At 68.3% G+C, this 22,570-nt stretch carries 28 protein-coding genes; 8 read left to right on the top strand and 20 right to left on the bottom strand.

Going from position 1 to position 22,570, the window contains the following annotated elements:
- Window positions 1-230: 230 nt before the first annotated feature.
- Both AAIL68_RS15290 and AAIL68_RS15295 read right to left on the bottom strand, forming a co-directional pair.
- Entirely contained in the window at window positions 231-752 is a 522-nt protein-coding gene (locus tag AAIL68_RS15290; protein ID WP_347140605.1) for a transposase, read from the bottom strand.
- A 33-nt stretch (window positions 753-785) separates the two neighbouring features.
- Window positions 786-1,166: a hypothetical protein gene (locus AAIL68_RS15295; RefSeq protein ID WP_347140606.1), complete on the bottom strand. Its 381-nt coding sequence runs from the start codon at window positions 1,164-1,166 to the stop codon at window positions 786-788.
- 84 nt (window positions 1,167-1,250) lie between these two features.
- Between AAIL68_RS15295 and AAIL68_RS15300 the strand changes: the two genes are divergently transcribed.
- Window positions 1,251-1,496, top strand: a complete 246-nt coding sequence (locus AAIL68_RS15300; RefSeq protein ID WP_347140607.1) for a hypothetical protein — start codon at window positions 1,251-1,253, stop codon at window positions 1,494-1,496.
- Window positions 1,497-1,541: 45 nt separating this feature from the next.
- Here AAIL68_RS15300 and AAIL68_RS15305 read toward each other — a convergent pair whose 3' ends face one another.
- The 7 genes from AAIL68_RS15305 to AAIL68_RS15335 form a co-directional block, all read right to left on the bottom strand.
- Window positions 1,542-1,679, bottom strand: a complete 138-nt coding sequence (locus AAIL68_RS15305) for an entericidin EcnAB (RefSeq protein WP_347140608.1) — start codon at window positions 1,677-1,679, stop codon at window positions 1,542-1,544.
- Between the two features lie 64 nt (window positions 1,680-1,743).
- Window positions 1,744-2,127, bottom strand: coding sequence for a D-ribose pyranase (gene rbsD, locus AAIL68_RS15310; protein WP_347140609.1), 384 nt, complete (start codon window positions 2,125-2,127; stop codon window positions 1,744-1,746).
- A 3-nt stretch (window positions 2,128-2,130) separates the two neighbouring features.
- Window positions 2,131-3,312: a membrane dipeptidase gene (locus AAIL68_RS15315; RefSeq protein WP_347140610.1), complete on the bottom strand. Its 1,182-nt coding sequence runs from the start codon at window positions 3,310-3,312 to the stop codon at window positions 2,131-2,133.
- Window positions 3,313-3,378: 66 nt separating this feature from the next.
- Entirely contained in the window at window positions 3,379-5,196 is a 1,818-nt protein-coding gene (locus AAIL68_RS15320; protein ID WP_347140611.1) for a M3 family oligoendopeptidase, read from the bottom strand.
- Window positions 5,197-5,270: 74 nt separating this feature from the next.
- On the bottom strand, window positions 5,271-6,077 hold the full coding sequence (locus tag AAIL68_RS15325) for a GNAT family N-acetyltransferase (protein WP_347140612.1): 807 nt from the start codon (window positions 6,075-6,077) through the stop codon (window positions 5,271-5,273).
- Window positions 6,078-6,266: 189 nt separating this feature from the next.
- The gene (locus AAIL68_RS15330) at window positions 6,267-6,947 is read right to left on the bottom strand and encodes an SOS response-associated peptidase family protein (RefSeq protein WP_347140613.1); all 681 of its coding nucleotides are present in this window, start codon (window positions 6,945-6,947) and stop codon (window positions 6,267-6,269) included.
- Window positions 6,948-7,029: 82 nt separating this feature from the next.
- Complete coding sequence (locus AAIL68_RS15335; RefSeq protein ID WP_347140614.1) at window positions 7,030-7,257, bottom strand: hypothetical protein; 228 nt, start codon at window positions 7,255-7,257, stop codon at window positions 7,030-7,032.
- A gap of 134 nt (window positions 7,258-7,391) precedes the next feature.
- On the opposite strand from AAIL68_RS15335, the gene AAIL68_RS15340 reads away from it, so the two are divergent.
- The 6 genes from AAIL68_RS15340 to AAIL68_RS15365 are packed head-to-tail and all read left to right on the top strand — an operon-like array spanning window position 7,392 to window position 12,786.
- Window positions 7,392-7,844 carry a cytochrome c gene (locus AAIL68_RS15340; RefSeq protein WP_347140632.1) on the top strand — a complete coding sequence of 151 codons (453 nt, stop codon included), beginning with the start codon at window positions 7,392-7,394 and terminating at the stop codon, window positions 7,842-7,844.
- Between the two features lie 14 nt (window positions 7,845-7,858).
- Window positions 7,859-9,256: a cbb3-type cytochrome c oxidase subunit I gene (locus AAIL68_RS15345; RefSeq protein ID WP_347140615.1), complete on the top strand. Its 1,398-nt coding sequence runs from the start codon at window positions 7,859-7,861 to the stop codon at window positions 9,254-9,256.
- A gap of 23 nt (window positions 9,257-9,279) precedes the next feature.
- A complete protein-coding gene (locus AAIL68_RS15350) occupies window positions 9,280-10,065 on the top strand; it encodes a CbbQ/NirQ/NorQ/GpvN family protein (RefSeq protein WP_347140616.1) in 786 nt (261 codons plus the stop codon).
- Between the two features lie 4 nt (window positions 10,066-10,069).
- Window positions 10,070-11,992, top strand: a complete 1,923-nt coding sequence (locus tag AAIL68_RS15355; RefSeq protein WP_347140617.1) for a VWA domain-containing protein — start codon at window positions 10,070-10,072, stop codon at window positions 11,990-11,992.
- Entirely contained in the window at window positions 11,992-12,528 is a 537-nt protein-coding gene (locus tag AAIL68_RS15360) for a cytochrome c oxidase subunit 3 (RefSeq protein WP_347140618.1), read from the top strand. The genes AAIL68_RS15355 and AAIL68_RS15360 overlap by 1 nt, the downstream gene beginning before the upstream one ends.
- A gap of 3 nt (window positions 12,529-12,531) precedes the next feature.
- Window positions 12,532-12,786 (top strand): cytochrome C oxidase subunit IV family protein, encoded by a 255-nt coding sequence (locus tag AAIL68_RS15365; protein WP_347140619.1) that lies wholly within the window; start codon window positions 12,532-12,534, stop codon window positions 12,784-12,786.
- Here AAIL68_RS15365 and AAIL68_RS15370 read toward each other — a convergent pair.
- From AAIL68_RS15370 to nirK, 5 genes are all read right to left on the bottom strand, one after another.
- Window positions 12,770-13,486 (bottom strand): Crp/Fnr family transcriptional regulator, encoded by a 717-nt coding sequence (locus AAIL68_RS15370; protein ID WP_347140620.1) that lies wholly within the window; start codon window positions 13,484-13,486, stop codon window positions 12,770-12,772. The two genes, AAIL68_RS15365 and AAIL68_RS15370, sit on opposite strands and share 17 nt — an antisense overlap.
- Before the next feature lie 65 nt (window positions 13,487-13,551).
- A complete protein-coding gene (locus tag AAIL68_RS15375) occupies window positions 13,552-13,989 on the bottom strand; it encodes a pseudoazurin (protein WP_347140621.1) in 438 nt (145 codons plus the stop codon).
- Between the two features lie 105 nt (window positions 13,990-14,094).
- Entirely contained in the window at window positions 14,095-14,805 is a 711-nt protein-coding gene (locus tag AAIL68_RS15380; RefSeq protein ID WP_347140622.1) for a Crp/Fnr family transcriptional regulator, read from the bottom strand.
- 75 nt (window positions 14,806-14,880) lie between these two features.
- On the bottom strand, window positions 14,881-15,687 hold the full coding sequence (locus tag AAIL68_RS15385; protein WP_347140623.1) for an SUMF1/EgtB/PvdO family nonheme iron enzyme: 807 nt from the start codon (window positions 15,685-15,687) through the stop codon (window positions 14,881-14,883).
- Between the two features lie 64 nt (window positions 15,688-15,751).
- A complete protein-coding gene (gene nirK, locus AAIL68_RS15390; protein WP_347140624.1) occupies window positions 15,752-16,891 on the bottom strand; it encodes a copper-containing nitrite reductase in 1,140 nt (379 codons plus the stop codon).
- Window positions 16,892-17,080: 189 nt separating this feature from the next.
- On the opposite strand from nirK, the gene AAIL68_RS15395 reads away from it, so the two are divergent.
- Window positions 17,081-18,286 carry an NnrS family protein gene (locus AAIL68_RS15395; protein ID WP_347140625.1) on the top strand — a complete coding sequence of 402 codons (1,206 nt, stop codon included), beginning with the start codon at window positions 17,081-17,083 and terminating at the stop codon, window positions 18,284-18,286.
- A gap of 17 nt (window positions 18,287-18,303) precedes the next feature.
- Here the strand turns inward: AAIL68_RS15395 and AAIL68_RS15400 are convergent, their stop codons facing one another.
- The 6 genes from AAIL68_RS15400 to AAIL68_RS15425 all read right to left on the bottom strand — a co-directional run.
- Window positions 18,304-18,591 carry a metal-sulfur cluster assembly factor gene (locus tag AAIL68_RS15400; protein WP_347140626.1) on the bottom strand — a complete coding sequence of 96 codons (288 nt, stop codon included), beginning with the start codon at window positions 18,589-18,591 and terminating at the stop codon, window positions 18,304-18,306.
- On the bottom strand, window positions 18,584-19,126 hold the full coding sequence (locus AAIL68_RS15405) for a DUF2249 domain-containing protein (protein ID WP_347140627.1): 543 nt from the start codon (window positions 19,124-19,126) through the stop codon (window positions 18,584-18,586). The genes AAIL68_RS15400 and AAIL68_RS15405 overlap by 8 nt, the downstream gene beginning before the upstream one ends.
- The gene (locus AAIL68_RS15410) at window positions 19,098-20,483 is read right to left on the bottom strand and encodes a hypothetical protein (protein ID WP_347140628.1); all 1,386 of its coding nucleotides are present in this window, start codon (window positions 20,481-20,483) and stop codon (window positions 19,098-19,100) included. The genes AAIL68_RS15405 and AAIL68_RS15410 overlap by 29 nt, the downstream gene beginning before the upstream one ends.
- Before the next feature lie 190 nt (window positions 20,484-20,673).
- Window positions 20,674-21,345 carry an N-acetylmuramoyl-L-alanine amidase gene (locus AAIL68_RS15415; RefSeq protein WP_347140629.1) on the bottom strand — a complete coding sequence of 224 codons (672 nt, stop codon included), beginning with the start codon at window positions 21,343-21,345 and terminating at the stop codon, window positions 20,674-20,676.
- Window positions 21,342-21,728, bottom strand: coding sequence for a hypothetical protein (locus tag AAIL68_RS15420; protein WP_347140630.1), 387 nt, complete (start codon window positions 21,726-21,728; stop codon window positions 21,342-21,344). Before AAIL68_RS15420 ends, AAIL68_RS15415 begins: the two co-directional genes overlap by 4 nt.
- Before the next feature lie 26 nt (window positions 21,729-21,754).
- Window positions 21,755-22,570, bottom strand: an 816-nt coding sequence (locus AAIL68_RS15425) for an amidase family protein (RefSeq protein ID WP_347140631.1), incomplete at its 5' end; no start/stop codon positions are given.

Here is a 22,570-nt window from a genome sequence, read left to right on the forward strand (position 1 = left end):
AATTCTATACCTAATTGGAGGATTATTCTTGCTCGTCCCGACTGCCCTTACCGTCATAACTGTAGTTTACCGGCTTATCTAGCAAACGTAGGGTGGGGTTCCACCCCGCCACTCTCCGCGCCAATGCCACTGAACGGTGGGGTAAAACCCCACCCTACGCCTCTACGCCTCACGATCCCCAACCGACGCGCATGGCCCGTCGCCGGGCCATGGTGGGGTGGAACCCCACCCTACGGGGCGCCGAGGCAGCTTGCCCAATCCACCCGGCCTGCCGCCATGTCCCGGTGAAACGACGAATACGGCCAATCCTCGGGCCGCTCCACCAACCCATGCTTCACCGGATTGAACCAACAATACCGCATATGCGCCGCGAAATCCGCCTTATCCCGCAGATAATGCTCCCAAAACCGCCGCTGCCAGACGCCGGCATCCCCCTTCGCCACCTTGGACGACGACCGTAGGGTGGGGTTCCACCCCACCGATCCCCTCACCGCCCGCGAGAACCGTGCCTTGATCGCGCCCCACCGGACGCCGTAATCGCAATCCCCCTCCGGCATCCGCCAGATGCAATGCAGATGATCCGGCAACACCACCCACGCCTCAATCCCGAACGGCCGCTCCGCCCGCGTCACTTGCACCGCTTCGCGCAACGCCCCGACCTGATCGACCAGCAACCAACTGCGCCGCTGCGCAAGCGCAACCGTGAAGAACACCGGCACACCGGACATACGAGGGCGGAGATAGCGCGACATGCGCCATCATCGCGCGCTTCGATTGCAAAACCGTTAATCGAAAAACGGCACGATCACCCGACAATAGCTGCCGACCGCCATGGCCAGCGGGAGGGATCCGTCGCGCGGGCCGCTGCCGAATTGCGATAGCCCCGCGCCCTTGGCTGCATTCCTTTCATCCAGCGTGAAGACGATCCCGTCGCCCGCCCGGCGCGGCTTGGGGGATGCGCGCCAGAGCCGCGTCTTGCCGGGCAGCCCCAGCGCGCGCTGCGCGAAATCGCCCGCCGCGCACCAGTAGTCGGTGTCGCCGCGCCGGACGTCGTGGATGACCGTGATCTCGGACGGGCCGGTCTGCACGGCGGTCATGCCGTTCTGCGCGGTCCATGCCGCCGCCGGCAGCGGCAGCAGAAGGGGAACAAGAAAGATCAGCCGCATCGCATCCTCCTGTGCTGGAACCGCCGCCATCCCCGTTCGTTTCACCGGAACCTGTTTCATCGGAGCATCATCATGCACCTTCGAATGTTCCTGATCCACATCTGGGTCGCCTCGATCGGTGGCGCCGTGGTGATCGCGGGGTTGGCGATGGGCTATTTCACCGTCGCGACCTTCATCTGGGGCGCGATCATCGGCCTGGTCCTGGGCGTGCCCGCCGCGTTGCTGAACTGGGTTTACCTGCGGCCCAACCGCTCGCGCCAGATCGGCTGGACCTGGCCCATCGCCAACAAGATCAGGGCAGCGGCGAAAGAGCATCCCTCGACCCGCTAGGCATGACCATCGAAGGCGGCCCCGGAAGGCCGCCTTCGATCCGCTTCACATCGCCTGGGCGCTTTCCTGCTGGATCACCTGGCCCGCAGTCGAAACGTCGCGGCCAAGGCCCTGCGCGGTCTGGCACCCGGCAAGCGTCAGCATCGCAAGAATGGCGCCAAGGCCGGTAAGGGTCTTCTGCATCCGTCCACACTCCCTTTGCATGATCTGCGACCGAACGCGGTTTTGCCAAGGCGGTTCCGCAGGGTCAGAACGCCACGCCGGACCATAGCGCGACATTGGCATAGGGCGTGAATTCCCCGGTGCGCACGATGGCACGGGCGTCGCGGGTCAGCGCCTTGAAGGCATCATGGGCGATAGTGGCGGGCTTGCCCAGGTCGCGGGCGCACAAGGCCTGCTGCAGATCGGCGGATGCCTCGCTGGCCCAGGCGGATCGTTCCACCACCAGTTCGGCCAGAACCGCATCCAGCACGTCGAAGAAACCGGGCACGCCGCGCGTCACGGCCAGGTCGATGCAGCGCACGCCGGGCAGGACCGGCAGGCCCGCATCGCCGATGACCAGCAGGTCGCCATGCCCCATGGCGGCGATCAGGCCCGAGAGTTCGGAATGGAGAAGGGTGGTTCGTTTCATGGCTCAAGCCTCAGGCAGGGTTTCGTTCAGATAGCGGATCATGTTGCCGCCCATGACCTTGGCTATCTGCGGCTCGGACAGGCCCTCGTCCAGCAGCGCCTGCGTCAGCGCCGACAGATGCGCCGCGTCAAAAGGCACCGAAACCGAGCCGTCATAGTCCGAGCCGAGCGAGACGTGATCCTCGCCCACCAGCCGTATGGCGGCGGTGATGCTTTCCGCGATATGGGCCGGGGTACCGCCGCAGACCACGTCGGACCAGAAGCCGATGCCGATCACGCCCCCCTTGGCCGCGATCTGGCGGACCAGATCGTCGTCGAGGTTCCGCGCGCTGCCGCAATGGCCGTGGATGCCGGTATGGGACAGGATCGGGCGCGCCTCCGGGATTGCCAGCACGTCCTGCACCATCATGGGCGAGGCATGGGCAAGGTCGATCACCATGCCGCGCTGGATCATTCCGTCCACGACCTGCCGCCCGAAATCCGACAGGCCCGCGCCGGTGCCGCCCTCGCCATGCAGGCTGCCGCCCAGTTCGTTGTCGAAGAAATGCGTCAGACCGATCAGCCGGAAACCCGCGTCATGCATCACGTCCAAGTTGGCGATGTCGCCCTCTAGGGGATGCCCGCCCTCGGATCCCAGGATCGCGCCCAGCACATGCTGCCCGTCGGCCCGTGCGTCCAGTACCGCCTGCAGGTCGGCCCGCGTGCGGATCAGGCGCAGCCGGTCGGGCGCATCCTCGGCGGCCTGCGCCAGCGCCTCGGCCTGCACCAGGGCGCGTTCGCGCAGCGAGAACCAGGACCGCAGCGGGCGCAACTGGCCCATGAACAGCGGCGTGATGTTGTCGGGGGCTTCAGTGCTGTTCTGGTCATAATTCTGGCCGCGTGGGCTTTTGGTCACGGTTGTGAAGACCTGCACCGCGACATTGCCGTCCAGCAGACGCGGCACGTCGGTATGCCCTCGGTCGGCACGGTCCAGGATATCGCGGTCCCACAGAAGCGCGTCGGAATGCCAGTCGCCGATCACCAGCCGGTCATGCAGCGCCTGCGCCTGGGCGCTGACGGGCCAGCCTTCGACGGGCAGCCGCACGGGGTTCAACCCCCGTTCGACATAGGCCGGCGCGAAGACAAGGAAAGCCGCAGCGGCAAGGGCAACCAGCACCACCACCGCTGCAAGGATCCGTTTCAGCATCGCCACCATCTTCTGTGCATAAATATCCGCGGGGGAATCCGCATGGCGGATGGGGGCGGCAGCCCCCTATGCCTCCAGAGCCTCAAGCTCGTCGATGAAGCCCTCGATCATCGACAGCCCCTTGTCCCAGAACTTCGGGTTGGACGCGTCCAGTCCGAAGGGTGCCAGCAGTTCGGTGTGGTGCTTCGATCCGCCCGCCGCCAGCAGGTCGAAATACTTCTGCTGGAAGTCCGGCAGCCCGGCTTCGTAGGTCGCATAGAGCGCGTTCACCAAGCCGTCGCCGAAGGCATAGGCATAGACATAGAAGGGCGAATGCACGAAATGGGGCACATAGGTCCAGAAGGTCTCGTATCCCGGCATGAACTCGAAGACCGGGCCAAGGCTTTCGGCCTGCACCGACATCCACAGCGCGTTGATGTCGTCGGGGGTCAACTCGCCCTCGGCCCGCGCGGCGTGCAGCTTGCATTCGAAGTCGTAGAAGGCGATCTGGCGGACCACGGTGTTGATCATGTCCTCGACCTTGCCGGCCAGCAGGGCCTTCTTCTCGGCGGGATCAGAGGTCTTCGCCAGCAGCGCGCGGAAGGTCAGCATCTCGCCGAACACGCTGGCGGTTTCCGCCAGCGTCAGGGGCGTGGAGGCCAGCAACTCGCCCCGGTCCGCCGCCAGCCGCTGGTGGACGCCGTGGCCCAGTTCATGCGCCAGCGTCATCACGTCGCGGGGCTTGCCCAGATAGTTCAGCAGGACATAGGGATGCACGGTCGTGACCGTCGGATGGGCGAAGGCGCCGGGCGCCTTGCCGGGGGTCACGGCGGCGTCGATCCAGCCACGCTCGAAGAAGGGCTGCGCCAGTTCCGCCAGCCGGGGCGAGAAGCCTGCATAGGCGTCAAGCACCGTCTGCCGCGCCTCGTCCCAGCCGATAGTGCGGGCGGGGGCGGTGGGCAGCGGCGCGTTGCGGTCCCAGACCTGCAGCTTGTCCAGCCCAAGCCATTTCGCCTTGAGCGCGTAATAGCGGTGCGACAGGCGCGGATAGGCGGCAGTAACGGCGTTTCGCAGCGCCTCGACCACCTCGGGCTCGACATGGTTCGACAGGTGGCGGCCGGTCTGCGGCGTGGGCATCTTGCGCCACTTGTCCTCGATGGCCTTTTCCTTGGCCAGCGTGTTGTGGATGCGGGCGAACAGCTTGACGTTCTTGCCGAAAACCTCGGCGAGAGCGCGGGCGGCAGCCTCGCGCCGGGCCCGGTCGTGATCGGTCAGCAGGTTCAGCGTGGCTTCCAGGCCCAGCGTCTCGCCGTCCACCTGGAATTCCAGCGCGGCGGTGGTCTCGTCGAACAGGCGGTTCCAGGCGGCGGCGCCCACGACGGAAGTGTCGTGCAGGAACTGTTCCAGTTCGTCCGACAACTGGTGCGGGCGCATGGCGCGCATCCGGTCGAAGACGGGCTTGTAGCGGGCGGGACCGTCGGCGGCGGCGAAGACCGCCTCATAGGTCTCGTCGGGGATGCGGTTGAATTCCAGGCTGAAAAAGACCAGCGGCGTGGTGATGTCGGTGATCCGCGCCTGCAGGTCGCCCATCATCTTGGCGCGCGCGGCGTCCACCGTGTTCTGGTAATAGCGCAGCCCCGCATAGGACATGATGCGTCCGGCGGTGATGTCGATCTGCTGGTACGCCTCGATGCAGGCCAGCATCTGGGGCGCGGACAGATCGGCCAGCCTGCCCTGGTAGCGGGCGGCGAAATCGCGCACCCCGCTTTCCAGGGTCGCGATGTCGGCCGCCAGTTCGGGCGAATCCGGGGCGGGGTAAAGATCGGTCAGATCCCATGCGGGAAGGGTGCCAAACGCGCTGCCCGAGGCGGCGTCAGCAGAGTCGAAGGTCGGTTGTCCTGCCATGGGGGATCCTTTCTTGCTGGCCCAGATGTAACCTGCCAAGGCCGGGACGCAAGGCCGGGCCCGTGCTTTCCGCCTTACAGCGAATCGAAGGCCGGGGCGTGGCGGATGGTGCTGCCCTTCGGCAGGTCGCCGATCATCTGCAAGGCAAGGCCCGCATAGGGAGAGTTCAGGATCGCAGGCTTGAAGCCCAGGGGACCATAGTAGCCGGGATTGCCCAGAACCACGACCGTCGCGGTATCGGCCCAGGCCACGGCCTCGCGGATCAGGGCCGCCCCCAGCCCAAGCCGCTGCGCCTTGGGGCTGACCGCAAGGGGCGCCAGCGCATAGGCCGGACCATCGGCCCCCAGCGGGGACAGCCCGAGATGGCCCAGGATGGTGCCCCCCGCATCGACGACCAGCGACAGGGCCAGGTCGCCGTCCTCGCGCAGCTTGCGCACCAGTTGCGCCTCGTCGTTGCCGCCGAAGCTGTCGCGCAGAAGGGCGTCGATGGCATCCAGATCCTGGCGCGTTTCGCGGCGAATGACCGGGATCACCTCATGGCGCTGGAAATCGCGGCCGATCGCCGCCCCCTCGCGGCCCCAGGCGCTGTCCTTGGTCCGCGCGCCATGGGCGGCAAAGGCATCGGCATCGACGAACAGTTCGGACAGGTGCCAGACCAGCGGATCCTCGTCCTGCCACAGGTCGAAACGCAGGCAGCCGGGTTCCTCTCGGCTGAGGCGGATATGGTCGGGCAGCAGCGACAGCGCGGTCATCATCTGGCCCGCATCCGCACAGATCAGCCGCCCGGTCAGCCCGAACATCGGCTGCTTCAGCGCGACGGGCGTGCCCTTGGCATCGTGAGGGTGGCGGGGATGGTGGTGGTGGCCGCAGGCGCAGGTCATCGTGGTCCTTTCGGGTCGGTGGGCAAGGTCAGTGCCTCGGGTTTATCGCCGAAAACGGATCCATGCCCCATAAAAGCGCGTCGGAACAGGTTTTTGCCGTCCGCAGCGCCGAAGCCTGGGCCATGGCCCGCAAGCCATCACGGTTTCCGGCCTCGGATGACGCGTTCCAAGAGGCGCGACGGCGCCGGGCTAGCCCCCATCCTCCCGCGCGCCTTCGGCGACGATTCGCAGCAGCCCGTCGGGCAAGGGCCGTTGCAGCGCCAGGGCCTCCGCGGCAGGGGCGGTCAGCCAGCGCCGCCATTCCTCGGGGCGGGTCAGGATCACGGGCATGGCCTTCGGGTGGACGGGCCGGACCTCGGCATTGGGATCGCAGGTCAGGAAACCGTAGAGATCGGCGGTCACCTCGCCCTCCTTCAGCTTCCTGACCGACGTCCATCCGGTCCACAGGCCCGCGAAGAAGGCCAGCGGGCGGTCGTCGTCCAGGGCGAACCAGACGGGGTGGTTGCGCGGCGCGCCGGAGCGTCCGTCGATTTCGGAAAAGCTTGTGAAGGGCACGAGGCAGCGGTGTTCCGCCCCCAGCCAGCGCCGCCAATAGGGCGAGGCGGTGTTTCGGATATTGGTCACGCCCGGATCGGTGCGCTTGCCCTTCAACGCAAAGGCGGGCGAGGGCATTCCCCAGCGGGCGCGGGCCAGTTGCCACCCGCCTGACGGGCCGCGCCGGACGATGGGCGCCGCGTAGTCGGGAAAGATCCCCGGCTGCGCGGGCAGGTTGCCGGTCAGATCCTGGAAATCGTCGCCGGTGTCGATGACTTCGGCCAGGGTCTGGCGGATGTCGTCCTGGCTTCTGATTTGCGCATAAAGGTTGCACATTGCCTGTTTCCACGTCGCTGACAGGGAACAGTGACAGAAGCGCGCGCCTTGCGAAAGGCGCCAGTGACGGGGGATGGCCGCCCTACGGCTCTGCCCCTTCGTCCAGCAGGTGGCGCACCCAGCGGCCCGCCAGCCAGGCTGCGGGAATGCCAAGAAGGACAGAGGCCGACAGCGCTGCGACCGGCGACAGCGCGGCGAAGCCGAAGGCCTGGAACATCAGCCCCAGCATGAACAGGTTGATCGCCACCGCCCCCGCCGCGAAGACGTAAAGCAGCAGCGCCAGTTTCCATACCGGCCAGCGGTCGTGCATCGCCACCCCCTTCAGATTCGGACAAACGCCATGATGGCGCGGATTTCGGCTTCCTTCCTTGACTTAGGACAAGGAAGCGGACGCCGCGGCGAGGCATGTCGGACCTGTCGCAATCGCTTTGGGAGATTCTCGCCATGCGCGAAGTCCTGACGAAGAGCATGGCCCGGAACATATTCTATGGCGGGTCGCTGTTCTTCATCCTTGTCTTCATCGGCCTGTTCGTCCACGGCCACTGGTATATCGTGAACGTGTCCACCAATGCCGCGACGCTGACCCCCAGCGTCGAACACGGCAAGCATGTCTGGGAATCGAAGGCCTGCGTGAACTGCCACTCGATCCTGGGCGAGGGCGCCTATTTCGCGCCCGAGGTCGGCAACGTGATGAAACGCTGGGGCGTCCAGGACGACCCCGAAGCCGCCTTCGAGATGCTGAAGGGCTGGATGGAAGCCCAGCCGTCCGGCATCGAGGGTCGCCGCCAGATGCCGCAGTTCAACCTGGAGGACGAGGACATCCGCGCCCTGTCCGACTTCCTGCTGTGGACCGGCACCATCAACACCCAAAGCTGGCCGCCGAACGACGCCGGCTGAGCGGGAGAGAAACCATGAAATACCATTCGCAACGCATCGCCCTGGCCTATATCCAGGTGGCCCTGGCCTTGTTCGCCGTACAGGTGACGATGGGGCTGGTCATCGGCTATATCTATGTCAACCCGAACTTCCTGTCGGAAGTCCTGCCCTTCAGCATCGGTCGGATGCTGCACACCAACTCGCTGATCGTCTGGCTGCTGACCGGCTTCTTCGGCGCCGCCTATTTCCTGATCCCCGAGGAAGCCGAGCGCGAGATCCATTCCGTCACCGCCGCCTACATCCAGCTTGCGATCCTGGTGATCGGCACGGTGGGCGTGGTCTTCACCTATTACTTCGACCTGTTCCAGAACGACTTCCTGCTGGGCCGCCAGGGGCGCGAGTTCCTGGAACAGCCGATGTGGGTCAAGGTGGGCATCGTCGTGGCCGCGCTGATCTTTTTGTGGAACGTCAGCATGACGGTGCTGAAGGGGCGCAAGACGGTCATCTCCTCGATCCTGCTGATCGGGCTGTGGGGGCTGGCGCTTCTGTTCCTGTTCTCGTTCTACAACCCCGCGAACCTGGCGCTTGACAAGCAGTACTGGTGGAACGTCGTCCACCTGTGGGTGGAAGGCGTCTGGGAACTGATCATGGCGTCCATCCTGGGCTTCCTGATGCTGAAGCTGACGGGTGTGGACCGCGAGGTGGTGGAGAAATGGCTGTATGTCATCGTCGCCACCGCGCTGTTTTCCGGCATTCTGGGGACTGGGCACCATTACTACTGGATCGGGCTGCCCGCCTACTGGCAGTGGATCGGGTCGATCTTCTCGTCCTTCGAGGTCGTGCCGTTCTTCGCGATGATGTCATTCGCCTTCGTGATGGTCTGGAAGGGCCGCCGCGACCACCCGAACAAGGCCGCGCTGTTGTGGAGCCTGGGCTGCGCGACGCTGGCCTTCTTCGGCGCGGGCGTCTGGGGCTTCCTGCACACGCTGCACGGGGTGAACTACTACACCCACGGCACGCAGGTCACGGCGGCGCACGGGCACCTGGCCTTCTATGGCGCCTATGTCTGCCTCAACCTGGCGCTGTTCACCTATGCCATGCCGATCCTGAAGCGGCGCGACCCCTATAACCAGGTGCTGAACATGGCGGCCTTCTGGATGATGTCGGGGGGCATGCTGTTCATGACCTTCGTGCTGACCTTCGCGGGCACGTTGCAGACGCACCTGCAACGCGTGCTGGGCCAGTACTACATGGAGGTCCAGGACCAGCTTGTGCTGTTCTACTGGATGCGTTTCGGTGCCGGCGCGGCGGTCGTCCTGGGATCCTACCTGCTGATCTATTCGCTGCTGAAGCCGCGGCGCGAAGTGGTCAAGCCCGGCCCGGTCGAACGCGATCGTCTGGCCCACAACCCTGATCAGGTCGCGGCGGAGTGAGAGCGATGGACGGAAGCTTCAACATGAAGGGGACTGACGTCCCCTTCTACCTGCCCCAGGGCGACGAATGCGACATCTTCGCCGCCGCCCATGCCAAAAACCTGCCCCTGTTGCTGAAGGGGCCGACCGGCTGCGGCAAGACGCGCTTCGTGGCCCACATGGCGGCGCGGCTGGGACGGCCGCTTTACACGGTGGCCTGCCATGACGACCTGTCGGCGGCCGACCTGATCGGGCGCTATCTGCTCAAGGGCGGCGAAACCGTCTGGGTGGACGGCCCCCTGACCCGCGCCGTGCGCGAAGGTGCCATCTGCTATCTGGACGAGGTGGTCGAGGCCCGCAAGGACGTGGCCGTGGTGCTGCACCCGCTGACCGACGACCGCCGCATCCTGCCCATCGACCGCACCGGAGAGGAGTTGCAGGCGGCCCCCGGCTTCATGCTGGTGGCAAGCTACAACCCCGGCTACCAGAACATCATGAAGACGCTGAAGCCTTCGACCCGTCAGCGTTTCCTGTCGGTGGAGTTCACCTTCCCCCGGCCGGAACACGAAATCCCGGTTGTGGTCCGCGAAAGCGGTCTGGATCAGGAGCGCGTGGCCCTGCTGGTCCGGCTGGCGAACAAGCTGCGTGGGCTCAAGGGCCAGGATCTGGAGGAGGGCGTGTCCACCCGCTTGGTCGTCTATGCCGCGACCCTGATCGCGGGCGGCATGGGCATGGACCGCGCCATCCGCGCCGCCATGATCGAGCCCCTGACCGACGATGCCGACATCCGCAAGGGCCTGATGGATCTGGTCGTGGCGGTGATGGGATAGGACCATGGACCACCTTGAGATCGCCCCCTGGGAGCCCGAGGAAACCGTCGGCAAGATCTGGCATTTCCTCGCCTCGCGCATGGACCCGCCGCAGCGCTTTCCCGACGCCGCCGTGCGGTTCGAGGACATGCGCGGCCGCATCGCCGTGCTGTTCCGGGGGCTGGGCGGCGGCGTCGATGTGGAACTGAAGCCCGTGGCGGACCAGGCCAGCCGCCACCGCATCTCGTGGCGGCGCAAGCTGGCCTTCGACGCCGAACATGTCGCCCGCGCCAGCTTCGACGGCGCGGCGCTGCGCCTGCCGGTCGAATTGACGGTCTTTCCGCGCGTCGAGGATAACGAGGGGCTGTATCTGTGGCTGGCCGCCGCGTCCGCCCATGCCCCGGCGCCCGTGGCGGATCCCGATCCGCTGCGCGCCGATCTGGCGGCCATCGGCGCAGGCATCGCCATGACCCATGCGACGCTGGAGGCCGCCCCCGGCCTGCGCCCCTTGTGGCAGCGGCTCTGCGCCGCGCATCTGGCGCTGCGCACCCGTCCCGCCCTGCGCGGGACCGAAGCCCAGGTCGAAACCCTGATCCGCCACCTGCTGGGCGACCCGCTGCCGCCCGCACCCGCCCTGCTGGCGGGCTATGCCGACCCGCCCGCCCATTGGCACGCCCCGCGCGGATACCGGCCCTTCCTGCCGGTGCCCATGTGGCCCGACCTGCGCGCGCCTGGCCAAGGCGTGGGCGAGGAGGTTGCCAGCGTCCCCACCGGGGGCACGCCGGAAGAGTCGGGCGATGGCACCGCGCGCAAGACGCGGCGGATGAAATCCGACCAGGCCGAACGCAAGGACAGCATCATCCTGTACAAGTTCGAGGCCATGCTGACCTGGGCCGAGATGATGAACATCAACCGCCGGGTCGAGGATGACGACCTGGACAACGCCAAGAAGGCCGCCGAGGACCATGAGGAAATCGTGCTGGGCCAGGTTTCCAAGGCGCCCGCGACGAAGCTGAAGCTGCACCTGGACCTCGCGCCCGAGGATGTGGACCGCGAACGCATTGCGGGCAAGTTCACCTATCCCGAATGGGACGCGCGGGGCGGCGTCTGGATGCCCGATCATTGCCGCGTGCTGGCCGCCCCCGTGGACCCTGCGCCCGATTACGCGGGTATCAGCGATCCCGCCGCCCGCCGCCGGATCGAGGCCGTCAAGCGCCAGTTCCAGGCCCTGCGCCCGGCCAGGCTGATCCGCCATGCCCAGCCCGATGGCGAGGATCTGGACCTGGACGCGGCCCTGCGGTCGGTCACCGACCTGCGCGCCACGGGCCGGGGCAGCGACCGCATCTGGCAGCAGGCCCGGCCTGAAAACCGCGACCTTGCCGTGTCGATCCTGCTGGACGTGTCGCGGTCCACCGAAAGCGCGGTTACAGGCCGCCCCGTCATCGACATCGCGCGAGAGGCGCTGACCGCCCTGGCCTGGGGCCTGGACGCCTGCGGCGACCGCTTCGCGGTGCAGGGATTCTCGTCCTTGAAGCGCGACCGGGTCTGGATCCACGACTGCAAGTCCTTCAATGAGCCCATGTCCCGCAGCATCGAGGCGCGCATCCACGCCCTGCGCCCCGGCTTCTATACCCGCCTTGGCGCGGCGATCCGCCATGCCTCCTGGGGGCTGGCGGACGAGGGCCGGTCGCGCCGGCTGCTGATCGTCATCACCGACGGCAAGCCCAACGACCTGGACCATTACGAAGGCCGCCACGGGATCGAGGACAGCGCCATGGCCGTGCGCGAGGCGCGGCGCGCCGGGCACGCCGTCTTCGGCATCACCATCGACCGCGACGCGCAAAGCTGGTTCCCGCGCATCTTCGGGCAGGGCGGCTTTTCCGTGATCCGCGACCCCGACCGGCTGACGAACGCGCTGCCGGAAATCTATCGCCAGCTGGTCATGTGATGAATATCGACGACCTGCCGGGCGAGTTGATCATGTGGATCCTGATCGTGTCGGAACTGCTGGTCTTCGCGGCGGGCATCACCGCGATGATGGCGATGCAACTGACTGATCCGCAGGGGTTCTCCGCAGCCCGCGCCATGCTGGACGGGCGGATGGCGGCGCTGAACACGGTGGTGCTGGTCACGTCCGGCCTGTTCGCCGCCCGCGCCGAACGCGCGGCGGGGGCAGGCAACCGGCGCGGGGCGCGCATCGGCCTGGCGCTTGCGGCGCTTGGCGGGGTGGTCTTCCTGGCGGTCAAGGCGGTGGAATACGCCCGCGACCTTTCGCTGGGGGCGGGCATGGACAGCCATCCCTTCTTCACCTTCTATTTCCTGCTGACGGGGTTCCACGCGGCCCATGTGGTCGCGGGCGTGGCGGTGCTGGCCCTGGTCGCCCTCCGCGCCCGGCCCGACGGCGTGCAGGCGGGGGCGATGTTCTGGCACATGGTCGATCTGGTCTGGGTGATGATCCTGCCGCCGATCTATCTGATGGGATAGGGGATGAATCCGCTGACACGCATCTGGGCGCTTCTGATCGCGCTGATCGCCGTAACCGTCCTGCTGGCCCCGGTGCCGGGGCTGGCCGCCATGGCGGGGCTGCTGGTCTTGGCCTGGATCAAGGCCCGCACGATCCTTGGCGGCTTCCTGCATCTGCGGGGCGCGCCCGGCTGGCTGGGCGCGGTGACGGTGCCGCTGGGCTTGTGGATGGTGGCAATCTGGGGATTGGCGGCGCTGGCCTTCAGCTCACCCTTTTGATCGCGCCGAAGGCCTCGGCCTGGGCGAGGTCTTCCAGGCGGGCGACCGAGGCGATGGCGGCGCTGGACTGGGTGACGCGCACGCCGAGTTCGCGCAGGCGGGCGAAGGCGCGGCTGAGGCTTTCGGGCTTCATGCCCAGCCGGCCCGCGATCAGCGCCTTGTCATAGGGCAGCACCACCGTGGCGCTGTCGGCGCCCGGCGGGCACAGCTCCAGCAGGAACTCGGCCACGCGCTGCGCGCCCGAGCGGGCCTTCAGCTGCTCGATCTGCTCGACCAAGCCCTGCAGGTGCAGGAAGGTCGCCGACAGGATCGAGATCGCGGCCTCGGGATGGGTCTTCAGCAGGTCCAGAAACACCGGCGCGGGCACCGCGATCAGCTCGCACCCCGTCACCGCCTCGGCCGAGACGGGGTAAGGGGCCAGGCGCAGCGCGATGGGCTCGCCAAAGCTCTGGCCGCGCGTCATCACGCCCACCACGGCTTCAGTGCCGCTGGGGGCGATGCGGTAGAGCTTCATCCAGCCGTCGGCGACGATATGGATGGCGGTGGCGTCATCGCCGTGCTGGAACAGCACCTGCCCGCGCGCCAGCCGCACCACATGGGCCGCGTCCAGCAGCAGCTCGGCCATGGCGTCGGGCAGCGAGGCAAAAAGCCGCGACTGGCGGGCGATCCGGCGATGCGCGGGGGACAGCTTGGCGGGCATCGGACCGGACCTTTCGGCTGAAGGGGGACCGGGGCGGGGTCAGGCCCGCCCCGCGTCGGCTGCGGTCACTGCACCTGGGCCAGGTCCGCGTCCATGCGCTCGCGCGCCTTCTTCGACATCTTGGCGGTCCTGGCGGCCTCGAGGTTCGCGGGCGCGTCGCCCACCTGGACCAGGCCCACCATGCCCATGGCGAAATGCGGCGTGCACTTGACGCCGTAAAGGCCGGGCTCGGTCACGGTGAGGGTGTATTCCTCGTTGATCTTGCTCTTGAAGGGCTCGACGCCCGCGGGCAGGATCTCGGCGATGGCCTCGACGTTGTGGCTCTTGTCGGTGGGGATGAAGTGGATCGTGTCGCCGGGCTCGGCCTTCACGAAGCCGGGCTCGAAGACCATCATGCCCGCCTCGCCCTTGTTGAGCATGTGGACCTCGTGCTCGGCGGCAAGGCCGGGCGCGGCGAGCGCCAGGGCCAGCGCGGGGGCGGCAAGGAAGGACAAGCGTGTCATCGTGGTTCTCCTGAACAAGCGGGCCGGATCGTGGCCCGTTGAACAGGGGTGTAGGCCCGATCAGGGGGCGCCACTTTGACCAAGCGCAAAGAAAGGGGAAGGTTGTCAGGATTCGGGATCGGCGATCCGCGCCAGCCCTTCGGCATCCACCACGGTCAGCTTCTGCCTGCCGCCTTCCACAAGCCCCTGGCCTTCCCAGGACGACAGAAGCCGCGACACGGTGTGCAGCGTGGTGCCCGTCATCTCGGCGATGTCCTGGCGGGTGATGGGAAAGTCGATTCGGGTGCCCGTGGCCTCGACCCGCCCCGCCTTTTCGGCCAGGCGCAGCACGGCATGGGCCACGCGGCGCTCGACCTCCTGGGTGGACATCTCGCGCAGGCGGGTATGGGCCTCGTCCAGGCGTTGGCCGATGGTCTGCATGGCGTTGATGGCAAGGCGGGGATTGTTTTCCACCACGGCGTCCCAGTCGGTCATGGGCCAGCTGACCACGATGGATTCGACCGCCGCCCGCGCGGTGCCGGGATAATCCGGCCGGGCCAGCGCACGGGCAAAGCCGAACAGGTCGCCCGGATGGACCACGCGGACCATGACCTGCTGGCCATCGGGCGTGACCTGGCTGACCTTCAGCCGCCCGTGCAGAAGCAGGTAGAAGGCCGCCGCCTCGGCCCCCTGTTCGAAGACGATGTCGCCGGGCAGGACGCGGCGCGGGGTGGCCCGCGTCATCAGCCGCGCAAGCGCCGCAGGCTCCATCTGCCGGAACAGGGGCAGGTTGCGCACCAGGGAAATGTCGATTGCCACGTTCTGCGCCTTCAGCATGGGTTTTTCCCTAGGTGCCGCAGAATCAGGGGAAAGCAAAGCATTCCGTTGTTCCCCGCGCGTCATGCCGTGCCGTCAACCGATCTCTCGCACCAGGCGCAGGCCCAGGTTGGCGGGCGGCGCGCCCACCGAACAACCGCCCGATTTCGGGTAGCGCACGAAGTCGGCCACGGCTGCGCGGTGCAGCCCTTCGGCGATATAGATGCCGCAGCTTTCGGTCTGCGCGGTGATGCGGCCCGCCGCATCGAGCTCTCCGCGCCGCAGGCAGGTGGTGGTCCATTCCCAGACGGCGCCGCCGATGTCGCGCACCCCCAGGGAATTGACGTTCAGCATCCCCACGGGGCGGATTTCGCGGTCAAGATCGCGGCTGCGGGCCGATTGGGCGGCATATTCGGCCAGCCAGCGGGTGGCGGGGTTGGCCGTGTCGCTGTCCACCCCAAGCGCGTCGTCGCGGAACATCTCGGCCGCCGCGTGTGCCCATTCGACATCGCTGGGCAGGCGCCATGTGTCGCCCGTCCGCTCCGACAGCCAGCCCGCATAGGCCTGCGCGTCGATCCAGCTGATGCCGGTCATGGGTAGGCGGGGATCGTCCACCGGCCCGCCGGGCAGGGCGCAGGCGCGGGCCTTCACGCAGTCCAGCCATTGCCCGGTGCTGACGGGGGTCGCCATGACCTCGACCGGCGTGGGGATCGAGACGGTGGCCATCGGCGCATCGACCGCCCGGCCGTCGCGGCGCCAGTCGCCGTCCAGGCGGTGGCGGAAGGCCTGCGGTTCCAGCCGCACCACCGGTGGCAGCTCCGGCATGGGCCGCGCGTCGGGCCAGAAGGACAGGCCAAGCGCCCCGGCTGCGGCGCCCGCCAGCAAAAGGACGGTTGCGTGCATTGTCTTGCCCTTGGGTCAGGAAGGAAGGCGCCGCCCCCGCGCGGCACGGGGGCGGCAAGCCGGTTCAGGCCACGCCGCCGGGGGCCAGAACCTGCATCATCAGGTCGTCGTTCCATTCGCCGTCCACCACCACATGGGCGGCGGCGCCCAGTTCGAACGCCTCGATCAGGTTGTGGTTGACATAGGCATAGACGCCCGGCTGTTCGAAGGTATAGACCATCAGCCCCGCCGTGCCGCCCGGGATGAACCAGGTTTCCAAGCCTTCCTCTGGCGGGTTGTTGAACTTGCCGGTCGCCCAGACATGGTCGCCATGCCCGCCGATCAGGTGGGGCCGGGTGTCGCGGTTGGCCTGGCTGTGGACGAAGGCCACCGTCTCGCCAACCTTGGACTTCATCGCGTTGTCGCCGGTCAGCGCGCCCACGGCGCCGTTGAAGACCACATGCGTGGGCGTCAGCGTCTTCATGACCTTGACGACATCCTCGTAGCTTTCGCCGGGGCTGCCATAGGTCTTCCAGTTGCCGGCCTCGTCGCGGGGAACGTAGAAGTCCTGCTCGCCGATGTAATACACCTTGTCATAGGTGACGGGCTTGCCATGGCGGTCCTTCAGCCCGTCGCGCGGCAGCACCATGATCGCGCCGTTCATGCCCGACACCACATGCCAGGCCACCATGCCCGGAGGGGCGCAGTGATAGACGAAGACGCCCGGCTTCGTGGCCTTGAAGCGCAGCACGCAGCGTTCGCCGGGGTTTACCTGGGTCAGTGCGCCCCCGCCAAGTGCCCCGGTCGCGCTGTGGAAGTCGATGTTGTGCATCAATTCGTTCGCGGCGTCGTTGATCAGCGTCAGTTCGACGTAATCGCCTTCGTGGACCACCATCAGCGGCCCCGGCACCGTGCCGTTGAAGGTCGAGGCCCAGATTTCCGCGCCGCTGTCGTCAAGCTTGATCTTCTTCTCGATGATGGTCATCTCGAACTCGACGACCTTCGGACCGCCGGTGGCGACGGGTTCATGGCCATGGACAAAGGGCGGATCGACCAGCTTCACCTTGACGCGCGGCAGGCTGGCCACGTCGGGGGCGGCGGCGGGCGTCAACACTGCGCGGGCCGCATCCGTGGCCTCGGCTGCGGCGGGGCGCACCTGGGTCAGGGCCCCGGCGATGGCGGCACCGGCAAGGATGGTGCGGCGGCTGACGGAAAAGGCAGTCATGGCTGGCTCCGTTGGATTGTGTGACGGGCCGGATCTTTCCGGTCAGGGACACTGTGCCCCCTCCCGCGCGCCGCTTCGTTGTGCCGGAACAATCACGACCCGCTGAACTGGCCCCTTGCTTGCCCTGGCGCAAAGAGCCCGCGTTTTTCCGTCCTATCGCTGGAAGCAGATCGTCGAAGGAGAGTTGCGATGTCCGCCGAGAAACGCCCCCGAATCCCCCGTGGCCTGAAACAGGACGGGGCCGCGCTGTGGTCCTATGGCTTCCGGCCGTTCTTCCTGGGCGGCGCAGTCTGGGCCGTGGCGGCCATGGCGCTGTGGATCGCGGCGCTGGCCCATGGGCTGCCCCTGGGCGGCGATTTCGGCGCCCCCCTGTGGCACGCGCATGAGATGGTCTTCGGCTTCGCCCCGGCGGTGCTGGCGGGGTTCCTGCTGACCGCCATCCCGAACTGGACGGGCAGCCTGCCGGTGTCCGGGCGGCCGCTGATGGGCCTGGTGGCGATCTGGGCCGCCGGGCGGATTGCCATGGCGGGCGCCGCCCTGACCGGCGTGCCGCTGGCCGCGCTGATCGACGCGGCCTTCCTGCCCGCGCTGCTGGCCATCGCGGGGCGAGAGATCGTCGCGGGCCGCAAGTGGAACGACCTGAAGGTTCTGGGCGGATGCGCCGCCGTCATGGCGGGCAACCTGGGCTTTCACGCCGCCGTCCTGACGGGGGGCGATCCGCAGGCCTGGCTGCGCGCGGCGGTGGCGGGTTATGTCCTGCTGGTCCTCATCATCGGCGGGCGCATCATTCCCAGCTTCACCCGCAACTGGCTGAAGCAGCAGGGCGCGGATCGGATGCCGGTCGCCTATGACCGCTTCGACATGGGCGTGATCGCCTGTTCGGCCATGGCCCTTGCCGCCTGGACCCTGGCGCCCGAGGCGCGCATGACGATCGGGGCCACGCTGGTCGCCGCAGGTCTGAACGCGGCGCGGCTGGTCCGCTGGCGGGGGCTGGCGGTCCGGTCCGAGGGGCTGCTGCTGGTGCTGCACGGCGCCTATGCCTTTGTGCCGCTGGGCTTTGGGGCACTTGCGGCGGCGGGGGCGGGGTGGCTGCTGCCGGTATCGGCGCTGCATGTCCTGACCGTGGGGGTGATCGCCACGATGATGCTGGCGGTGATGACGCGGGCCACGCGCGGCCATACGGGCCGGGCGCTGACAGCCTCGCGGTGGACGATGGCTGCCTATGGCTGCCTGTTCGCGGCCGCGCTTGCCCGGCCCCTGGCGGATCTGACCGGGGCCATGGGGCTGATGGAGGCATCGGGCGCGCTGTGGATCGCGGGTTTCGCGCTGTTCATCGCCGAACATGCGGGGATGCTGCTGCGGGTGCGGCGGCAACCGCGTGCCGCGACGGCCTGAGACCAGGCAGCGGGCTGTCAGAACGCCCTTGCCTCCATCCTGTCGGGTGTCCATGGCGGGGTCCAGGTGAGGGTGACCTGGGCCTCGGTGATGCCCGGCACGGCCAGGGCGGCGTCCTCGGCGCCCCTGCGCAGCATCTCGGACAGCGGGCAGCCTCGGGTGGTGGTGGTCAGGGTGACGCGGGCGGTGCCATCTTCGACCGCCACCTCGTAGATCAGGCCCATCGCGACCAGGTCGCCGCCGGTTTCCGGATCGACCACCCCGCGCAGGGCGGCGATGACGGCGGCGCGCAGATCCTCAGCCATGCTCCGCCTCCCCCTCCGGCCCGCCCGAGCGGACCAGCAGCCGATACGATCCCCCGTCGGGCGCGACATTGCCCGCCCATTCATGCCCGCGGGTGGCAAGCTCGGGGAACAGGAAGATCGGCTCGCGGTCGAGCAGCGCGAACAGCACGTCGCCCGCAGGCAGGGCGGCGAGCGTCTCCAGGATGCGCACCATCGGCTCGGGCGGGGTCAGGCCGGTCAGATCCAGGGTCACGGACGGGTCGGGCCACAGGGCGGCGCCGGGTGCCGAGCCGGGGGCGAGGCCCGCATCCGGCGTGCCATCCTCCAGGGGGGCGAAGACCACCTCCCAGGCGCCGTCGGGGCGCTGGCGGTCGCTTGCGGCAAAGCCACGGTTGGCCATCACGCCGAACAGGGGCGCGGGCCGGAAGGGGGCGATCAGGCGCAGCGCCTGGCCGGGCAGCAGCCGGTCGGCGGCGGCCATGATGGCGCCGAAGGGCTCCTCGCCGCGCGCAAGCTGGGGGCGGACGTCAAGCTCGAAGGGATCGGGGGCGGTCATGGGGGGCACCTTGGAAGGGAAGGGGAAGGATGACGGGCGGCAGCCTGTCAGGCCGCCGCGCGGGGTCGAGATGGCGCAGGCGGCGGATCGCCCAGGCCTCGCGGCCAAGGCCAAGCGCGCCCAGCAGCATGGCAAGCGCGGCCAGCCGGAAGCCGCCGGCATGGCCCATGGCCAGGGCCGCCGTGCCGCCCGCCACCCCTGCCGTCCACAGGCCCAGCCAGCGGCCCGTCGCGCGGGCATCGGTCAAATCCGAGACCAGCGGCACGGGACGCCGCCCGATCTGCGGGGCGAAGATCTGGATCCAGGTCAGGAACGAGACGATCCTGACCATCTGCGCCAGGGTCAGCGTGGACAGCCAGCCTGCAAGGGCCAGGAATATCGCAGCCTCGGCCCAGCGGCCGCCCCACAGCATGGCGGCGGGTAGCAGCAGGGCAGAAAGGGCCAGAAAGGCCAGGGCGGCGCGGCTCCAGCGCATGTTCACCTCCAGTTGCGGGCGGCGGCGGCTGCGCCACAGGCGCGCGGTTTCGGCCAGGTAGAGACCGGCACTCGCGGCACCGGCAAGAGCGGCCAGAAGGCTCAGGGGCAGGGCGCCGCGCCCGATGAGCGCCAGCCCTGCTCCGCCAAAGGTTAGCCCCAAGGCCAGGCCCGCGCCCCCGAAAACCGCCCGCCGCAGGGGGCCGTCGGTTTCGGGCGCCAGCAGGAACATCGCGAACAGCTTGTAGCTGACCCCGAAGGCCGCCAGCGTCAGCCAGCCGCCCGCGCCCAGCAGGATGTGGGCGGGCATGGCGTCGGGAAGGCTGACCGGCAGCCCGGCCCCCGCAAGCGCCGCCGCCATGACCGTTCCCGTGGCCCAGAGCCCGGCCAGGGCAATCAGCGCCAGGACGACCATGCGTCCCTCGGCCCCTGCCAAGCCCTTGGCGGCGATCAGCGTCGGCACCAGCATCGCCCCCGCCAGGCCGAAGCCCGCCGCCAGCAGAACGGGCGCGGCGGCCAGCAGCCCCTGGCCCGGTCCCCAGCCCTCCAGCGACAGGAACCCCGCCGCCAGCACCGCCGTGCCCCCGCCGGTCAGCAGCAGCGCGGAGAGCGCCAGGCCGGGCCACGCCACGGGCCGCGCGCAGAGGACCGGCGTGAACTGGATCAGCGCCCCCAGCATCATCATCCCCAGCCAGCCCAGGGCGAACAGATGCACCGCCGCCAGGGCGAGGCCGGTGGACCAGGCCCCCGGACCCGCCAGGCCCACGACCCCCAGGCCCAGGGCGGCGATCAGGAAGCACAGCGCCCAGGCAAACCACGCCAGCGTCCAACGGGAAAGCTGCTTGCCGATCATCCGCCCCACCATCGCAATGATATCCCCCACCTTGCCGCAGGAAATCCGGTCGCGTCTTTGCGGGCCGTCAAAGAGCGTGGCGCCGGAACGGGCTTGGGGAAGCCGCCAAGTGCGTCTCGGCAGATGGATCTGGAAACGGCGGCAGTCGGATGTCGTCTGCACGATCTATCGGAGGATCGCGCTGGCCTTCCTGGTCCTGCCGTATCCGCACCGGGCAGGGCTATCTGGAACCTGTCGCCTCCGAATGACGCGGCTGAACGGAGGCCGCGACAAAGGCAGCCATGCGGCGGTCATCCTCGGTTTCGGCACCCGTCGCCCAGGGGCGAAAGCGCAGGCGGAAGGCGGCAAGGCGGGTTTCGGGGTCCACGGCGGGATAGCCGATGCGGGTCAGGCTGACCCCTAAGGGCGCGTCCGCGCCGATCCCGCCCGGCAGCGCCAGGCCTTCGCAGGCCAGCCGCTGCCAGTCGAAGCGGGGGCCGGGGTCGATCTTGCGGCCAGGGGCCATGTCGGAATGGCCGATCACGCCATCCGGCCCGATCCCCCAGCGGGCCATGATGCCGCGCAGCAGCAGCGCCACGGCGTCCATCTGGCGGGCGGGGAAGGGGCGGTCGCCGGGATTGGCGATCTCGACCCCGATGCTGCGCGAGTTCACGTCGTCGCGGCCCTGCCACGATCCCGCGCCCGCATGCCAGGCGCGGCGATCCTCGGGGACAAGCGCCTCGGCCCGGCCATCCTCGTGGACCAGCCAATGGGCGCTGACCTCGGCCGCGGGGTCGCAGAGGCGCGCGCGTGCCTCGGCAGTGTCTGCCATGCCGGTATAGTGCAGCACGATCAGTTCGGGACGCTGGCCCCGCCTGTCGCCATGGTTGGGGCTCGGGAAATCGCCGCTCACAGGGGCGGCTGGTCGCCCCGGCGCATCGCTTCGGGCACGATCACGATCGGCGCGTTCGGGTTGCGGACAACCCGAGCCGGGGCGGGCGCGGCCTGGACAGGAGCAGCCTTGACCTTCTTCACAACCCGCACGCCGGTCACGCCCATGGTCGGCGGGACCGGCACCGGGCTGCGCCCGGCGATGTCGGCGCCCGTGGGGGCATAGAAGGGCCGCGCGACAGGAATGGTCCTGGGCGATTCGGCATTCGTCACCAGGGCGGCTTCCCGCGCGGTGTGGTACTGGCCATAGCGGGTCGGGCCGAAGTTGTAGTTCGGGTTCCAGCCCAGGTGTTCGCCGCAGCCGGCAAGCGCCAGCACCGAAAGGATCAGACAGCCGCGCATCATGCCTCCTGAATATGCCAAGGCCGACCCTACCACCAGCGGTCGGGCTTGGCCACAAATCCGGCGGCGCGTTCCAGGACAAGCGCGTGGTTCAGCAACTCGCCCTCTCCGAAGGGCTTGCCGAACAGTTGCAGGCCCAGGGGCAGGCCCCGGCTGTCCTGTCCCACGGGAACCGCGATGCCGGGCAGGCCGACCAGGTTCAGCGTGACGGTGAACACGTCGTTCAGATAGGCCTGCACCGGATCTGACTGATCCAGCGACCCCAGCGGGAAGGCGGCCGACGGCGTGGTCGGCGCCAGGATCGCGTCGATGCCGTCCGCGAAGGCATTGTCGAAGTCGCGCTTGATCAGCGCGCGGACCTTGCGGGCGCGGTTGTAATAGGCGTCGTAAAAGCCCGCCGACAGCACATAGGTGCCGATCATCACCCGGCGCTGCACCTCGGGGCCGAAGCCCTCGGCACGGGTCTTCTCATACATCTCGACGATGCCGTCGCCCTGACCCAGCTTCGCGCGGCGCCCGTAACGCACGCCGTCATAACGGGCGAGGTTCGACGACGCCTCGGCCGGCGCGATGACGTAATAGGCGGGCAGGGCGTATTTCGTATGCGGCAGGCTGATATCGACGATCTCGGCCCCCGCGTCGCGCAGCATGTCCGCGCCCTGGTTCCACAGCACCTCGATCTCGGAGGGCAGGCCTTCACGGTATTCGCGGGGGATGCCGATGCGCTTGCCCCGGATGTCGCCGGTCAGCGCGGCCTCATAATCCGGCACCGCCACGTCGGCGCTGGTCGAATCCTGCGGATCGACGGAGGCCATGGCGCCCAGCATGATCGCCGCGTCGTGCAC

This window comes from Paracoccus sp. SSK6 (assembly GCF_039770665.1).
Classification (GTDB): Bacteria; Pseudomonadota; Alphaproteobacteria; order Rhodobacterales; family Rhodobacteraceae; genus Paracoccus.

Coding starts and splice junctions, on each gene's coding strand:
- AAIL68_RS15385 (WP_347140623.1), bottom strand. CDS start 15,687: ATGCACGCAACCGTCCTTTTGCTGGCGGGCGCCGCAGCCGGGGCGCTT.
- AAIL68_RS15330 (WP_347140613.1), bottom strand. CDS start 6,947: ATGTGCAACCTTTATGCGCAAATCAGAAGCCAGGACGACATCCGCCAG.
- AAIL68_RS15365 (WP_347140619.1), top strand. CDS start 12,532: ATGAATCCGCTGACACGCATCTGGGCGCTTCTGATCGCGCTGATCGCC.
- nirK (WP_347140624.1), bottom strand. CDS start 16,891: ATGACTGCCTTTTCCGTCAGCCGCCGCACCATCCTTGCCGGTGCCGCC.
- AAIL68_RS15320 (WP_347140611.1), bottom strand. CDS start 5,196: ATGGCAGGACAACCGACCTTCGACTCTGCTGACGCCGCCTCGGGCAGC.
- AAIL68_RS15340 (WP_347140632.1), top strand. CDS start 7,392: ATGCGCGAAGTCCTGACGAAGAGCATGGCCCGGAACATATTCTATGGC.
- AAIL68_RS15395 (WP_347140625.1), top strand. CDS start 17,081: ATGTCCGCCGAGAAACGCCCCCGAATCCCCCGTGGCCTGAAACAGGAC.
- AAIL68_RS15370 (WP_347140620.1), bottom strand. CDS start 13,486: ATGCCCGCCAAGCTGTCCCCCGCGCATCGCCGGATCGCCCGCCAGTCG.
- AAIL68_RS15315 (WP_347140610.1), bottom strand. CDS start 3,312: ATGCTGAAACGGATCCTTGCAGCGGTGGTGGTGCTGGTTGCCCTTGCC.
- AAIL68_RS15400 (WP_347140626.1), bottom strand. CDS start 18,591: ATGGCTGAGGATCTGCGCGCCGCCGTCATCGCCGCCCTGCGCGGGGTG.
- AAIL68_RS15335 (WP_347140614.1), bottom strand. CDS start 7,257: ATGCACGACCGCTGGCCGGTATGGAAACTGGCGCTGCTGCTTTACGTC.
- AAIL68_RS15325 (WP_347140612.1), bottom strand. CDS start 6,077: ATGACCTGCGCCTGCGGCCACCACCACCATCCCCGCCACCCTCACGAT.
- AAIL68_RS15345 (WP_347140615.1), top strand. CDS start 7,859: ATGAAATACCATTCGCAACGCATCGCCCTGGCCTATATCCAGGTGGCC.
- AAIL68_RS15420 (WP_347140630.1), bottom strand. CDS start 21,728: ATGATGCGCGGCTGTCTGATCCTTTCGGTGCTGGCGCTTGCCGGCTGC.
- AAIL68_RS15355 (WP_347140617.1), top strand. CDS start 10,070: ATGGACCACCTTGAGATCGCCCCCTGGGAGCCCGAGGAAACCGTCGGC.
- AAIL68_RS15295 (WP_347140606.1), bottom strand. CDS start 1,166: ATGCGGCTGATCTTTCTTGTTCCCCTTCTGCTGCCGCTGCCGGCGGCG.
- AAIL68_RS15300 (WP_347140607.1), top strand. CDS start 1,251: ATGTTCCTGATCCACATCTGGGTCGCCTCGATCGGTGGCGCCGTGGTG.
- AAIL68_RS15360 (WP_347140618.1), top strand. CDS start 11,992: ATGAATATCGACGACCTGCCGGGCGAGTTGATCATGTGGATCCTGATC.
- AAIL68_RS15305 (WP_347140608.1), bottom strand. CDS start 1,679: ATGCAGAAGACCCTTACCGGCCTTGGCGCCATTCTTGCGATGCTGACG.
- AAIL68_RS15350 (WP_347140616.1), top strand. CDS start 9,280: ATGAAGGGGACTGACGTCCCCTTCTACCTGCCCCAGGGCGACGAATGC.
- AAIL68_RS15290 (WP_347140605.1), bottom strand. CDS start 752: ATGTCGCGCTATCTCCGCCCTCGTATGTCCGGTGTGCCGGTGTTCTTC.
- AAIL68_RS15405 (WP_347140627.1), bottom strand. CDS start 19,126: ATGACCGCCCCCGATCCCTTCGAGCTTGACGTCCGCCCCCAGCTTGCG.
- AAIL68_RS15375 (WP_347140621.1), bottom strand. CDS start 13,989: ATGACACGCTTGTCCTTCCTTGCCGCCCCCGCGCTGGCCCTGGCGCTC.
- rbsD (WP_347140609.1), bottom strand. CDS start 2,127: ATGAAACGAACCACCCTTCTCCATTCCGAACTCTCGGGCCTGATCGCC.
- AAIL68_RS15380 (WP_347140622.1), bottom strand. CDS start 14,805: ATGCTGAAGGCGCAGAACGTGGCAATCGACATTTCCCTGGTGCGCAAC.